The organism is Cellulosimicrobium sp. NPDC057862, assembly GCF_042797035.1.
In the GTDB taxonomy this organism is placed as follows: domain Bacteria; phylum Actinomycetota; class Actinomycetes; order Actinomycetales; family Cellulomonadaceae; genus Cellulosimicrobium.
The window spans coordinates 121,571-134,948 of record NZ_JBHVMH010000008.1; the positions used below are offsets into that span (position 1 = coordinate 121,571).

Annotated in this window: 12 protein-coding genes; 5 read left to right on the top strand and 7 right to left on the bottom strand. The window is 74.0% G+C overall.

The genetic code is table 11. From position 1 onward, the window contains the following. The 7 genes from ACFVN3_RS12155 to ACFVN3_RS12185 all read right to left on the bottom strand — a co-directional run bounded on the left by ACFVN3_RS12155 (position 1) and on the right by ACFVN3_RS12185 (position 8,404). The gene (locus tag ACFVN3_RS12155; protein WP_378233091.1) at positions 1 to 717 is read right to left on the bottom strand and encodes an N-acetylmannosamine-6-phosphate 2-epimerase; all 717 of its coding nucleotides are present in this window, start codon (positions 715 to 717) and stop codon (positions 1 to 3) included. After that, positions 714 to 1,778, bottom strand: a complete 1,065-nt coding sequence (locus ACFVN3_RS12160; RefSeq protein WP_378233092.1) for an ROK family protein — start codon at positions 1,776 to 1,778, stop codon at positions 714 to 716. The genes ACFVN3_RS12155 and ACFVN3_RS12160 overlap by 4 nt, the downstream gene beginning before the upstream one ends. Further along, a complete protein-coding gene (locus ACFVN3_RS12165; RefSeq protein ID WP_378233093.1) occupies positions 1,771 to 2,697 on the bottom strand; it encodes a dihydrodipicolinate synthase family protein in 927 nt (308 codons plus the stop codon). The genes ACFVN3_RS12160 and ACFVN3_RS12165 overlap by 8 nt, the downstream gene beginning before the upstream one ends. Before the next feature lie 65 nt (positions 2,698 to 2,762). Beyond that, entirely contained in the window at positions 2,763 to 3,605 is an 843-nt protein-coding gene (locus ACFVN3_RS12170) for an ABC transporter ATP-binding protein (protein WP_378233094.1), read from the bottom strand. Beyond that, entirely contained in the window at positions 3,602 to 5,707 is a 2,106-nt protein-coding gene (locus tag ACFVN3_RS12175; RefSeq protein WP_378233095.1) for a dipeptide/oligopeptide/nickel ABC transporter permease/ATP-binding protein, read from the bottom strand. Before ACFVN3_RS12175 ends, ACFVN3_RS12170 begins: the two co-directional genes overlap by 4 nt. A gap of 1 nt (position 5,708) precedes the next feature. Beyond that, positions 5,709 to 6,665: an ABC transporter permease gene (locus ACFVN3_RS12180; RefSeq protein WP_064316380.1), complete on the bottom strand. Its 957-nt coding sequence runs from the start codon at positions 6,663 to 6,665 to the stop codon at positions 5,709 to 5,711. Positions 6,666 to 6,802: 137 nt separating this feature from the next. Continuing rightward, positions 6,803 to 8,404, bottom strand: coding sequence for an ABC transporter substrate-binding protein (locus ACFVN3_RS12185; protein WP_378233096.1), 1,602 nt, complete (start codon positions 8,402 to 8,404; stop codon positions 6,803 to 6,805). 100 nt (positions 8,405 to 8,504) lie between these two features. Here ACFVN3_RS12185 and ACFVN3_RS12190 point away from each other — a divergent pair, with 100 nt between their 5' ends. The 5 genes from ACFVN3_RS12190 (at position 8,505) to ACFVN3_RS12210 (ending at position 13,249) form a co-directional block, all read left to right on the top strand. Then, the gene (locus ACFVN3_RS12190) at positions 8,505 to 9,260 is read left to right on the top strand and encodes a FadR/GntR family transcriptional regulator (protein WP_378233097.1); all 756 of its coding nucleotides are present in this window, start codon (positions 8,505 to 8,507) and stop codon (positions 9,258 to 9,260) included. Continuing rightward, the gene (locus tag ACFVN3_RS12195; protein WP_378233098.1) at positions 9,257 to 10,360 is read left to right on the top strand and encodes a Gfo/Idh/MocA family protein; all 1,104 of its coding nucleotides are present in this window, start codon (positions 9,257 to 9,259) and stop codon (positions 10,358 to 10,360) included. Before ACFVN3_RS12190 ends, ACFVN3_RS12195 begins: the two co-directional genes overlap by 4 nt. Beyond that, entirely contained in the window at positions 10,357 to 11,439 is a 1,083-nt protein-coding gene (locus ACFVN3_RS12200) for a Gfo/Idh/MocA family protein (RefSeq protein WP_378233099.1), read from the top strand. The genes ACFVN3_RS12195 and ACFVN3_RS12200 overlap by 4 nt, the downstream gene beginning before the upstream one ends. Next, positions 11,439 to 12,221, top strand: a complete 783-nt coding sequence (gene nagB, locus ACFVN3_RS12205) for a glucosamine-6-phosphate deaminase (RefSeq protein ID WP_378233100.1) — start codon at positions 11,439 to 11,441, stop codon at positions 12,219 to 12,221. Before ACFVN3_RS12200 ends, nagB begins: the two co-directional genes overlap by 1 nt. A gap of 353 nt (positions 12,222 to 12,574) precedes the next feature. Beyond that, positions 12,575 to 13,249, top strand: a complete 675-nt coding sequence (locus ACFVN3_RS12210; RefSeq protein ID WP_378233101.1) for a peptidase — start codon at positions 12,575 to 12,577, stop codon at positions 13,247 to 13,249. The last annotated feature ends 129 nt before the right edge of the window (positions 13,250 to 13,378 follow it).

The window sequence follows — 13,378 nt, forward strand, 5'->3', positions numbered from 1 at the left end:
TCAGTCGGGCGTCGGGAACGCCTCCACGAACCGCGACGTGAGGGTCGTGGGGTGCGTGATCGCCGTCCCGACGCACACGCTGAACGCGCCGCGCGCCATCGCCTCGGCCGCCTGCGCGGGCGTGTGCACGCGCCCCTCGACGACGACGGGCAGCGAGCACGCCGCGACCACCTCGTCGACGAGCTCGAGGTCCGGACCCGACGTCTTCGGCCGCTCGCCCGTGTACCCGGCGAGCGTCGTGCCGAGCAGGTCGACGCCCGCGTCCTGTGCGGCGAGCGCGTCGTGGAGCGACCCGCAGTCCGCCATGACCAGTGCGTCCGTCGTCTCGCGCAGGCGCGCCACGGTCTCGGCCAGCGTGAGCCCGTCCGGGCGGGGCCGGCGCGTGCCGTCGAGCGCGACGACGTGCGCGCCCGCGTCGGCGACGGCGCGCGCGTGGCGCAGCGTCGGCGTGATGAAGACCCCGCCGTCGCCGTCCTTCCACAGCCCGACGACCGGGACGTCCACCGCGGCGACGACCGCCGCGACGTCGTCCAGGCCCTGCGCCCGCACGGCCGCCGCTCCGCCCGCGACGACGGCGCGCGCCATCTGGGCCGTCGTGCGCGGGTCGCGCAGCGGCTCGCCCGGGTAGGCCTGGCACGACACGGTGAGCCGGCCGCGCATCGCGTCGAGCACGCGTTCGCGCGTCCAGGTCGTCCGCGTCTCCTGCGGTCCGGTCATGTCGTCGTCCTCTCTCGGTGGTTCTCCTCCCCCAGCCCGCCGGGTCGCGCCCCGGGTTGGTCGCCGGGCGGGCCGACGAGGCTCCACGCTCCGCGCGCCGCCCCGACGATCGCCGCCTCGTTGCCGAGCGCCGCACGGCGCAGCGGCAGGTCGGCGAGGACGTCGACGACCTCCGCACGCAGCGCGCCCTCGAGCGCCGACCACCAGAGGTCGCCCGCGCCCGCCAGTCCTCCGCCGACCACGACGACCTCCGGGTCGAGCACGGTCACGACGCCTGCCACGGCACGGCCCACGGCCTGCGCCGCGTCCCGCACGACCGTCGCCGCGAGCTCGTCGCCCGCACCTGCTCGTGCGACGACGTCGCGCGTGTCCGGGCTCGCCGCGTCGCCGCCGAGCGCGAGGTAGCGACGATGGATCGCCGGCCCCGCACCGATCGCCTCGAGGTGACCGGTGCGCCCGCACGGGCAGCGCAGGAGCTCCGCCCCGGGGACCGGCATGTGGCCCAGCTCCCCGGCGACGTGGTGGGCCCCGCGCAGGGGACGACCGTCGAGCACGACGGCGGCACCCACGCCCGTCCCGACCGCGACGAGCAGCGCGCTGCGCGCCCCGGCCGCCGCGCCGAGCCAGACCTCGCCGGCGGCGTGCGCGTCGACGTCGTTCTCGACGAACACCGGCACCGCGGGCGCGTCCCCGGACGGCCCGTCGGACGCGAGGTCGGCGAGCCGACGGCGCAGGCCGCCGGCGACGTCGTTCCCGGGCCAGCCGGGCAGGGTGTCGGTGGCCGAGACGATCACGCCGCGACCGACGTCGACGACCCCGGCCGTGCCCACGCCGAGCGCACGCAGCCGTGCCCCGCCCGGCAGCGCGGCGACGACCTCGCGCACGAGCCCCGCGACGGCGTCGAGCACCGCGTCGGGGCCGGCCGCGGCCGGGGTCGGCACGGCGCGCACGGGACCGAGGGTCCCGTCGGCCGCGACCGTCGCCGCGGCGATCTTGGTGCCACCGAGGTCGACCCCGACGACGACCGACCGTGCCGCGGCGTCCGGGGAGGCCTCAGCCACGCAGGAGCCCTGCCGCGCGCGTGAGCTCCTCGACGCGATCGGCGACCTCACCGTCGAGCGCCTCGACGGGGAACGCCATGGTCGCGGTGTCGATGAGGCCCTGGCGCTGCGCGGCGACCTTGAACGCGCCGACCCCCGCGGCGTCGCCCGAGCGTCCGCGCGCCTGGAAGACGATCTCGAAGAGTGCGGCGATGCGGTCCTGCTCCACCCGGGCATCGTCCCACTTGCCCGCCTGCGCGAGGTCCCACAGGCGCACGTAGCCGCCGGCGTCGACGTTCGCGAGGCCCGGGACCACGCCGTCGGCCCCGAGCAGGAGCATCCCGTCGACCACGACCTCGTGGCCCGTGAACAGCGCGAGGGGCGAGCCGGCAGCCGCGTTGGCGGCGACGAGGCGGCGGAACGCGACGTCGTCGCCCGACGAGTCCTTGACGCCCGCGAGCACGCCCTCGGTGCCGAGGCGCACGAGCAGGTCGGCCGGGAGCTTGGTGCGCACGCGCACGGGGATGTCGTAGGCGAAGAGCGGGACGTCCACGGCGGCCGCGACGGTGCGCAGGTGACGCTCGATCTCGTCGAGGTCGTTGAGCGCGTAGACGGGCGCGGTCGCGACGACCGCGTCCGCCCCGGCGGCCACGAGGGCCTTCGCCTGCTCGACGACGCGCGGCGTCGTCAGGTCGATCGCCCCGCCCATGACCGGCACCCGGCCGGCGGCCGCGCGCACGACCGTGCGCACCACGAGGTCGCGCTGGGCGTCGGTGAGGTACGCGACCTCGCCGGTCGACCCGAGCACGAAGACGCCGTGCACGCCCTCGGTGACGAGGTGGTCCACGAGACGCTCGAGGGACGCGACGTCGACCTCCCCGTCGGTCGTGAAGGGGGTGAGGACGGGCGGGACGATCCCGTGGAAGGTGGGGGTGGTCACGAGGAGCTCCGGTTCTGGTTCAGCGGTGGTTCGGTCGGTGCGGGGCCGCGTGGCGCGGCCCCGGCTCACAGCAGCGCGGGCGCCGCGGCGAGCAGCGTGCGGGTGTAGTCGTCCTGGGGGTCGTCGAGCACGCGCGCGGCCGGGCCCGACTCGACGATGCGACCGCCCTGCATGACGACGATCTCGTCCGAGACGTGCCGCACGGTCTGGATGTCGTGCGAGATGAAGACCATCCCCAGGTCGAGGGTGGCCTTGAGGTCGGCGAGCAGGTTGAGGATCTGGGCGCGCACGGACACGTCGAGGGCCGACGTCGGCTCGTCGGCGACGATGACGTCCGGCGCGAGCGCGAGGGCGCGCGCGATGGCGACGCGCTGGCGCTGCCCGCCCGAGAGCTGGCCGGGCAGCGCGTCGAGCGCCGACTCGGGCAGCCCGACGAGGTGCACGAGCTCGCGGACGCGCGCCTCGCGCGACGCGGCGTCGCCCACGCGGTGCACGTCGAGCGGGTCGCGCAGCGCGTCCCGCACGCGCATGCGCGCGTTGAGCGCGGTGGCCGGGTCCTGGAAGACGACGGACACGACCCGGCCGACGTCGCGCCGCACGCGCGTCGTGTAGCTCTGCACCGGCTGCCCGCGGAAGCGGATCTCACCCCACGTCGGCGCCTGCAGCCCGACGAGCACCTTCGCCATGGTCGACTTGCCCGAGCCGGACTCGCCGACGATCCCGAGCGTGCTCCCACGGCGGACCGCGACGCTCACGTCGTTCACGGCGTGCACCCGCTGGGCCTTGAACAGCGTGCCCGTGCGGGCCTTGAAGACGACGTGCACGCCGCGCAGCTCGACGACCGGGGTGTCGCGGTCGGTCGCGGACCCCCGCTCCGCGGCGGGCGGGGTCTGGTCCGTGGCGCTCATCGCGTCCCTCCGGTGGTGATCGGGGCGGGGGTGCGGCCGCCCGCGGCGGCGCCGACCGGCTCGTCCGGCGGCATCGCGACGAGGTGCTGCCCGTCGGCGTCCACGGCGCGCAGCACGGGGCGCACGTCGAGACCGCGGTCGGGGCGCGACGACCGTGGCGCGAACCGGTCGCCCGTCGGGAAGTCGCGCGGCGACGGGACCGTGCCGGGGATCTGGTGCAGGCGCGTCGAGCGCTGCTCGATCGAGAGCACCGCGCCGAGCAGGCCCTGCGTGTACTCGTGGCGCGGGTCGGCGAGCAGCTGGCGCGTCGGCGCCTGCTCCACGACCTGCCCCGCGTACATGACCGTGATGCGGTGCGCGATCTCGGCGACGAGCGCGAGGTCGTGGCTGACGAACACCATCGCGAAGCCGAGCTTCTGGCGCAGCTCGTCGAGCAGCGCGACGACCTGCGCCTGGACCGTGACGTCGAGCGCCGTGGTCGGCTCGTCGGCGATGACCAGCTTCGGGTCGCGCGTGAGCGCCATGGCGATGAGCACGCGCTGGCGCTGCCCGCCGGACAGCTCGTGCGGGTAGCTCTTGAGCGTGCGCTGCGGGTCGAGGCCCACGAGCTCGAGGAGCTCCTCGGCCGTGCGGGTCCCGCCGCGGCGCGTGAGCTGCTTCATCTGGGACCGGACGAGCATCGACGGGTTGAGCGAGCTCAGCGCGTCCTGGTAGATCATCGCGATCTCGGTGCCGCGCAGCGACGCGCGCTCGCGGTTGCCCATCGCGAGCAGGTCCTTGCCGTCGTAGCGGATCTCCCCGCTGATCTCGGCGGACGCGTCGAGCAGACCCATGACGGCGAGCGACGTGATCGACTTGCCGCAGCCGGACTCACCGACGAGGGCCATCGTCTCGCCCGGGCTCACGGAGAACGACACGTCGTCGACGACCGCGACGTCGCCGTGGCGCGCGGGGAAGCGGATCGACAGGTTCCGCACCTCGAGCAGGGGCGCCGCGTCGCCGTCGTAGACGGGGCGGTCGGTGCGCGCCCCCTCGGCCGCGCGGAGCGACGCGAGGCGCGCGGCGAGCGGGACCTCGCGGCCGACGTGCCGGACCTCCGGCTCGACGTCCTGCACGACCGGCTCCGACTCGGCGAGGCGTTCCTCGTCCGCGGTCTCGACCGGCTCGTCGGCGTCCATCGCCGTGAGCTCGGCGGCAACGGCCGCGTCGTCCGAGTCCGTCGCGACGGCCTTCGCCGGGGTGGCGCGGGTCGCCCGCGGGGCCGCGACCATCGCGTCGGTCATGCCCTCGGAGAGGATGTTCAGGCACAGGACCGTGAGCATGATCGCGAGGCCGGGGAAGAACGTCGCCCACCAGTAGCCGCCCATGACGAGGTCGCGGCCCGCGGCGATGATGTTGCCCCACGAGGGCTCCGGGTCCGGCACGCCCGCCTGGATGAAGGAGAGCGAGGCCTCGAAGACGATCGCGTCGGCCACGAGGACCGTGGTGAACACGAGCACGGGCGCCGCGCAGTTGCGCGCGACGTGCTTGGCGAGGATCCAGGCCGTGCGCGCGCCCATGACGCGGGTCGCGGCCACGTAGTCCTCGCCGTACTGGTCGAGGATGTTGGCGCGCACCACGCGCGTGAGCTGCGGCGTGTAGAGGAACGCGATCGTCAGGACGAGCACCGGCAGCGAGCGGCCGAAGACGGAGACGAACACGGCGGCGAGCGCGATGCCCGGGAACGACATGATGATGTCGAGGACGCGCATGAGGGTCTCGGAGACGCTCTTGCGCGCGGTCGCCGCGACCGAGCCGAGCACGGCCGCCGCGGCGAGCGCGATCGCCGTCGCCCCGAGGCCGATGACGAGCGAGTACCGCGCGCCGTAGACGACGCGGGAGAAGATGTCGCGCCCCTGGCGGTCGGTGCCGAACCAGTTCTCCGCGCTCGGCGGCTGGACCGGCGTACCGGTGGCGAGCGGGTCGTGGCTCGCGACGAGCGGCGCGAAGACCGCCGCGAGCGCCACGAGGAGCACGAACGCGAGGGAGATCTTGGACCCGAGGGGCAGCGCGCGCAGGCGCAGCCCGGGTGTCGAGAGTCGTTCGGTGAGCTGTCGGCGCACGTCACACCGTCCTGATCCGCGGGTTGACGAGCACGTAGAGCATGTCGACCACGATGTTGATGAGCACGAAGGCGAGCGCCACGGTGAGGGTCACGCCCTGCACGAGGTTGGGCTCGTTGTTGGTGACGCCGTTGAGGATCAGCGTGCCCATGCCGGGCAGCGCGAAGATGATCTCGATGACGACGGCGCCGCCGATGAGGTAGCCGACGCGCAGGCCGAGCACCGTGATCGGGGTGATGAGCGCGTTGCGCAGCACGTTGCGCCCGACGACGACGTGGCGCGGGATGCCGGCGCCGATCGCGGTGCGGACGTAGTCCTTGTCGAGCTCCTCGACGACGGACGTGCGCACGACGCGCGTGAGCTGGCCGACGACGGGGATCGCGAGCGCGATCGCGGGCAGCGCCATGCGGGCGAGGTAGCCGCCGAGGTCCTCGGACGGGTCGGGCAGCGGCCCGCTCGCGGGGAGCCAGCCGGCCCCGAGGGTGACGACCTGGATGAGAAGCACGGCGAGCCAGAACGACGGCGTCGCGAGGGACGCGACGGACACGACGCGGATCGCCTTGTCGGGCCAGCGGTCGCGGTAGAGCGCCGCGAGGATGCCCATGACGAGGGCGAGCACGACGGCGATGACGAGGCCCATGAGCGTGAGCTGGAGCGTGATGGGCAGGGCGCGCGCGACCTCGTCGGCGACGGGCACCTGGCGCGCGCTGAACGTGCCGAGGTCGCCGTGCAGCAGGCCGCCGAGGAACGCGACGTACCGGACGAGGAGCGGGTCGTTCAGGCCGTTGGCCTCGCGGTACGCCTCGCGCGCCTCGACGGACGCGCCCTCGCCGAGGGCCTGGATCGCCGGGTCGACCTGCGAGAACGACATCACGAGGAACACGAGGAACGTGATGCCGAGGATCATGATCGGCAGCTGCAGGAGGCGGCGTCCGACGAGTCGCAGCAGTGCGCTCACGGTCGGCCTCCCGGTGCGTCGGGGGTGCGGTGCATGGTCTGTCCGTTCTGGGTGCCGGGCGGGTACCGGGCCTCTCGCCCGAGGGGGCGGGCGAGAGGCCCGGCGGTCGGTCGGCGCCGAGGGCTACGAGCCCGCGGCTACTTGACGAGGCCGGCGTCGAGGAACGACAGGCCGGTGATCGGCAGGGGCGAGAACCCGGAGAGCGTGGTGCCGTCCCACGCGGTCGGGAGCTGACGGTGCAGCAGCGGGTAGAGCGGCACCTCGTCGGAGATCAGGTCGAACGCCTGGTCCCACAGCTCCTGCTGCTCGTCGCCGGACGTGCGCACGGCGGCGTCGAGGATCGTCTGGAGCTCGGCGAACTTCGGGTCGTCGTTCCAGCGGTAGCGCGACTGCGACCAGACGTTGTCGCCGTACCACCAGCGCATGAGCAGGTCGGGGTCGTTGCCGAAGACCGACGGGTCGCCCGGGGCGACCATGACCTGCAGGTCGCCGTTGTCGACCTTGGTGTACTGACCGCCGGACTGGCCGATGTCGAGCGTCGTGTCGACGCCGATCGCGTCGAGGTTCTCCTTGAGGAGCGGCGCGATGTCCGCGACCCAGCCGGTGTCGGTCGTCATGAGCGTGATGGACAGGTCGCTCACGCCGGCCTCGGCGAGGAGGTCCTTCGCCTTCTCCGGGTCGTAGGAGTAGACCGTCGACGCCTCGTGGTAGTTCGGGTGGCTCTGCGGGAGGAAGCTCGTCGCCGCCGCGCCGTTGCCGAGCAGCCCGTTGTCGATGATCTTGTCCATGTCGAGCGCGTAGAAGAACGCCTGGCGCACGCGGACGTCGTCGAACGGGGGCAGGTCCGTGTTGAACATCATGAAGAGCGTGCCGAACGACTGGACGGACTCGACGTCCACGGCGCCCTCGAGCGTGGGGACGTCGATGTAGGGGACGTCCTCGATCGCGCTGACGGTGCCCGAGCTCATCGCGGTGACGCGCGCCGCCGGGTCGGAGAGCAGGTTCCACACGAGGCCCGCGGCGAGCGCGGGGCGGTTGCCCGTGTAGTCGTCGAAGCGCTCGAACGTGATCTTGTCGTCCGGCGTGGCCTGGGTCATCTTGAACGGGCCGGTGCCGACGGGCAGCGCGTTGAACGCCTCGTAGTCGGCCTCGACGAGGGCCTTCGGCACGATCTTGACGACGGAGAGCCGCTCGGGCACGAGGCTGAAGGGGTACTTGAGGTTGATCGAGACCGTGTCGTCGTCGACGGGGGTGACGGACTCGAGGAAGTCGATGAAGCCGGCGTAGAGCGACTCGTTCGCCGGGTCGAGCACGCGGTCGAAGCTGTAGACGACGTCGTCCACGGTGACGGGCGTGCCGTCGTGGAAGACCGCGCCCTCGCGGAGGTCCACCTCGTAGTGCGTGTCGTCGACCTGCGCGGGGAGCTCGGTGCCGAGCGCGGGGTAGACCTCGCGCGTCGCGGGGTCGAGCTCGGTGAGTCCCTCGAACACGTGCCAGTTGGCCGCTACTGTCACGGCACCGGTGGTGATCATCGGGTCGAAGCCACCGGAGAGGGAGTACGAGATGCCCGCCTCGATCACGGCGTCCGGGTCGATCTCGCCCTGGGCTGCGCTGCCCTCGGTCGGGTCGTCCTGCGCAGCACCGCCGCCGGAGCACGCCGCGAGGCCGAGCGCGAGCACGACGCCCGCGGCGACCGCAGCGACTCCCCTGCGGGGAGGTGAGCTGACGTGAAGCTTCATTGGTTCTCCTGACATGAGACCGACATCGTTCCGGAGAGAAGATGTCTGATGTCTGACGTTGTGTAGCATGACACTAGGACCAGAAACCGAAGGGGTCAAGATGGCGACACCACGGCGCAGGAGCTTCAGCACGCTCGACGCGTCCCGCGACGGCGGACCCGGCGCGACCGCTCCCCGGCGCACCACCACCGCCGACCGGATCAAGGACTTCATCCTCGGCGAGGGGCTGCGCCCCGGGGACCCGCTGCCCACCGAGGCGGAGCTGTGCGAGCACCTGGGCGTGTCCCGGTCGAGCGTGCGCGAGGCGATCCGCACCCTGTCGACCCTCGACATCGTCGAGGTGCGCCACGGGCACGGCACGTTCGTCGGCAACATGTCCCTGGACGCGCTCGTCGAGGCGCTCGTGTTCCGCGGCGTGCTCTCCCCCGGCGACGACCTGCGGGCGCTGCGCGACGTCGTCGAGATCCGACAGGCGCTCGACCTCGCCATGGCGGACGTCATCGTCGCGAGCCTGGCCGGTACCTCGAACCCCGAGCTGCACGCGCTCGTGGACGAGATGGTGGCCGCGGCGGCCGAGGGCCTGAGCTTCCCCAAGCAGGACCGCGCGTTCCACACCGGTCTGCTCGCGCGCCTCGACAACTCGCTCGTGGGCCAGCTCGTCGCCGCGTTCTGGGACGTGCACACCGCCGTCGTCCCCAAGCTCGGCATCTCGGTCGCGGCCGACCTCGACCAGACCGCCCGCGCGCACGGCGCCATGCTCGTCGCCGCCGAGGCCGGCGACGTCGACGCGTTCCGCGCCGCCGTCGTCTCGCACTACGAGCCGATCGACCGGGCCCTCGGGGTGACCACCGCGTGAACCCCGCCCTACGCCCCGGCCCACCCAGCGCCACGGCACCCGTCGGGATCGCCGTCGTCGGCATCGGCGCGTTCGCGCGCGAGCACCTCGTCGCGCTCGCCGCCGTGCCCGGCGCGGACGTGCGGTGGGTCGTCGGGCACGACCTCGCGCGGACCCGCGCGCTCGCCGCGCTCGTGCCCGGCGCCCGCGCCACGACCGACCTCGACGACGCCCTCGCCGACGACGCCGTCCACGCGGTCGACGTCGTCACCGCGACCCCCACCCACGCGCGCGAGACGATCGCCGCCGGCGAGGCGGGCAAGCACGTCCAGGTCGAGAAGCCCGCCGCGCTCTCCCTGGCCCAGCTCGACGCGATGGTCGCGGCGACCGAGGGCCGCGGCACCACGCTCGTCGTCGGGCAGACCGTGCGGTTCCAGCCCGCCGTGACCGCGCTCGCCGCGGCGGCCCGACGCGGCGAGATCGGCACGCCGCGGCTCGCCCACGTCTCCTGGTACACGGGCCACGCGTGGCCGGCCGGGTGGCGCGGCTGGCAGCTCGACCCCGAGCTCTCGGGCGGTCACCCCGTGCACAACGGCACGCACATCATGGACGTCGCGACGTGGCTGCTCGACGACGAGCCGGTCGAGGTCTTCGCGCGCGGCTTCCGCACGTTCTCGCCCGACATGGAGTCCCCCGACTCGTTCCACGTTCAGCTCCGCACCGCGTCCGGCGCGCTCGCGACGCTCGAGCTCTGCTACGCGCTGCGGCGCCGCGGGGAGCTCGTGCGGCGCCTCGTGCTCGTCGGCACCGAGGGCACGCTCGCCCACTCGACGACCGAGGAGGACGGCCTGCACTCCGACGCGACGACCGCCCCGCCGGTCTCCGTCGAGGGGGCGTTGAGCCTCCAGCTCGCGCACTGGCTCGACGTCGTGCGCGGCGAGGCCGCGCAGGTCGTCACGACGCCGCAGGTCCGCGCCGCGCTCGCGACGGCGCTCGCCGCGCAGCGTTCGCTCGTCTCCGGCCGTCGCGAGCGCGTCGCCGACGTGCCCGGGTACACGCCCGTGCCCGACGGGGGCACGAACCCCGGCGTGCCGGCCCGCCCCGCGGGGGTGGCCGCATGAGCGACGTCCTGCGGGTCGCGTTCGCGTCGGCCGTCCGCCACGCGGCCGACTACCTGCGGATCCTCGCCGCGGACGGGCGCGTCGAGCTGGTCGGCGTCGTCGAGGAGGCGACCGCGCCCGCCTGGGTGCGCGCGGACTCGCGCGCCGTCGCCGAGCGCGCCGGCGTGCCGTACGCGGAGGTCGCCGAGGTGGCCTCGGTCGCGGACGCCCTGGGATCCGCCGTCGACCTCGTCGTCGTGTGCGCCGAGCCGACCCGGCACGCGCGCCTGGCCGTCACGCTCCTGGAGGCGGGACTCGACGTGCTCGTCGACAAGCCCGTCGCGACGACACTGGCCGACGCCGACCACCTCGCCGAGGTGGCCGCGCGCACGGGCCGCACGTGCGCCGTCGTGAACCGTACGCACGCGCCCGCCCTGCGCCGCCTGCGGGGCTGGGTCGACGCCGGGCACGTGGGCCTGCCGCGCCACCTGGACCTGGAGTTCTTCGCCTCGGGCGCCCACTTCGCGACGTCGGTCGAGCGGCCGGAGCTCGTGGTCGACCGCGCGCTCTCCGGAGGCGGGGAGCTGCTCAACTTCCTCGGCTACTGCGCCGACGCGGTGCACCACCTCGCCGGGCTGCGAACCGTCGAGGTGCACGCCTTCACCGGCTCGCTCTTCCTCGCGCCCCACCGCGAGGCCGGGGTCGAGGACACGGCCGTCGTCACGCTCGGGCTCGAGCGCGGCGTGACCGCGACGGTCACCCTCGGGCGGGTCCCGTTCGCGCCCGGCGGGACGCCCACCACGTCGTCGGTGCGGCTGCTCGGGTCGCACGGCCACGCCGTCGCGGACGACGACGCCCCCGCGGTCGCGCGATTCGGTGCGGACGGGCGCACGACGATCGCCGCCGACGCCGGTCAGGTGGCCGCCGCGGCGTACCTGCGGCACGTGGTCGGGGCGGTGCTCGCCGAGGAGCGGCCGGACTACGGCATCGAGGAGGCGCGCGCGACGCTCGCCGTGATCGACGCGGCGTACCGCTCGGTCGAGGTGGGCGACGTCGTCGCGGTGGCGCACCGGACGGTGCACGAGGAGGCGAGGGTCTGATGGAGGTCGTGATCGCTCCTGCGGAGCGGTTGGCGGTGCTGGCTGCGGACGCGATCGAGAAGGTGGTGCGGTCGCGGCCGGAGGCGGTGCTGGGGCTGGCGACGGGTTCGTCGCCGTTGAGGGTGTACGACGAGCTGGCGCGGCGTCACCGTGAGGACGGGTTGTCGTTCGCGGGGGCGAGGGCGTTCATGCTCGACGAGTACGTGGGCCTGCCGTCGGAGCACCCGGAGCGGTACCGGAACGTGATCGAGACGGAGATCGCCTCGCGGGTGGACTTCGCCCCGGGCGCGGTCCAGGGCCCGGACGGCAACGCTGAGGACCTGGTCGCGGCGTGCGCGGCGTACGAGGAGTCGATCGCGGCGGCCGGGGGTGTGGACCTGCAGGTCCTGGGGATCGGCACGGACGGGCACATCGCGTTCAACGAGCCGGGCTCGTCCCTGGCGTCGCGCACGCGGATCAAGACGTTGACGGCGCAGACGCGCGAGGACAACGCGCGGTTCTTCGGTGACGACGTGGACCAGGTGCCGCGGCACTGCCTGACGCAGGGGCTGGCCACGATCATGTCGGCGCGGCACCTGGTGCTGCTGGCCACGGGCAAGGGCAAGGCGGAGGCGGTGCACCAGCTCGTGGAGGGCCCGATCAGCGCGTTGTGGCCCGCGACGATCATGCAGATGCACCCGCACGCCACGGTGCTGGTCGACGACGCGGCGGCCTCGCGCCTGCAGCTCGGGGACTACTACCGCCAGACGTACGCGTCCAAGCCCGACTGGCAGGGCCTGTAGGCAGGCCTGCAGGCAGGGCCGGCGGCGCCCGAGAACGACCCCGCTCGCCGTCGAGCACGACCCTGCTGTCGCTTTCGCCCCGATAACGACAGCCGTGTCGTTCTCGGCGGCGACATTCACCCGGCATCGAACTGGACGCCCGTCCAGTTGGCTGTCTAGCGTGGGGGCCAGCCGGTGCCCGCGCGATCAGCCCCCTGCCAGCGCGGGCACCGGCGACCACGGCGGTGCCGCCTCACGCGTCCGACACGCCCGCGCCTTTGCTGCCCCGAACCGCCCGTCCGGCGGTGGCACGGTCGCGCCCTCAGGACGGTACCCGTCGCGCTCGACCGACCACGACCCGACGGGAACGACCCATGAGCACCTCGACCGGACGCCGCACCCTGGTGCGGGCCACCACCGCAGCCGCCCTCGCCGCCTCCGCCGCGCTCCTCGCCGGCCCGGCCGCCCACGCCGCCGAGGACGACACCTACGTGCCGTCCCAGCCGTCGATGCGCCTCACGACGCTCGTCTCGGCGTGCGAGCAGGACGCCGCCTACCTCGACTACGCGATCGAGGTCGAGGGTACCGACCACGACACCGTGACGGTCACCTGGATCAACCCCGACGGCGAGAGCGTCGTCCGCTCCGGGCTGCCGCTCCAGGGTCGACTGCTGTGGCCGGGCGCCGTCGTGGACGACCAGGGGAAGGGCGTCGACTGGCCGGGGTGGCGCCTCGAGGACGGCGAGTGGGTCGAGGGCGACGAGTACGACTGGGTGCGCCCCGCCGTCGACGTGAGCTTCGAGGTCAACCCGCACGTCCTCGTGACCACGGTCTACCCGCCCTCGTCACCCGACTGCGCGACGAACCCGCCCGGGCACGACGACCCGGCCGGCGCCGTCCCCGTGTCGAACGAGGTCAGCGCGTCCGCGCAGAACCCGAGCCTCGCGGAGACCGGCGCGACGGTCGGGCTGTACGCAGCCCTCGCCGCCGGGCTCGCCGCGGTGGGCGCCGCGATCGTGCTCCTGTCCCGTCGCGCGCGCCGGGGCTGATCCGCCTCCGCGCCACCGTTCCCGACGCCCGTCGGCCGCAGACCCCCTGCGGCCGGCGGGCGTCGCGCTGCCCCCACCCCTTGACCCCTCCATCCTTCCGGGCTACCTTCCTGACGTCAGACATCTGAC

Excerpts from the sequence above, each read along its gene's own strand:
- ACFVN3_RS12155 (WP_378233091.1), bottom strand. The coding sequence starts at position 717 with ATGACCGGACCGCAGGAGACGCGGACGACCTGGACGCGCGAACGCGTG.
- ACFVN3_RS12170 (WP_378233094.1), bottom strand. The coding sequence starts at position 3,605 with ATGAGCGCCACGGACCAGACCCCGCCCGCCGCGGAGCGGGGGTCCGCG.
- ACFVN3_RS12185 (WP_378233096.1), bottom strand. The coding sequence starts at position 8,404 with ATGAAGCTTCACGTCAGCTCACCTCCCCGCAGGGGAGTCGCTGCGGTC.
- ACFVN3_RS12190 (WP_378233097.1), top strand. The coding sequence starts at position 8,505 with ATGGCGACACCACGGCGCAGGAGCTTCAGCACGCTCGACGCGTCCCGC.
- ACFVN3_RS12200 (WP_378233099.1), top strand. The coding sequence starts at position 10,357 with ATGAGCGACGTCCTGCGGGTCGCGTTCGCGTCGGCCGTCCGCCACGCG.
- nagB (WP_378233100.1), top strand. The coding sequence starts at position 11,439 with ATGGAGGTCGTGATCGCTCCTGCGGAGCGGTTGGCGGTGCTGGCTGCG.
- ACFVN3_RS12210 (WP_378233101.1), top strand. The coding sequence starts at position 12,575 with ATGAGCACCTCGACCGGACGCCGCACCCTGGTGCGGGCCACCACCGCA.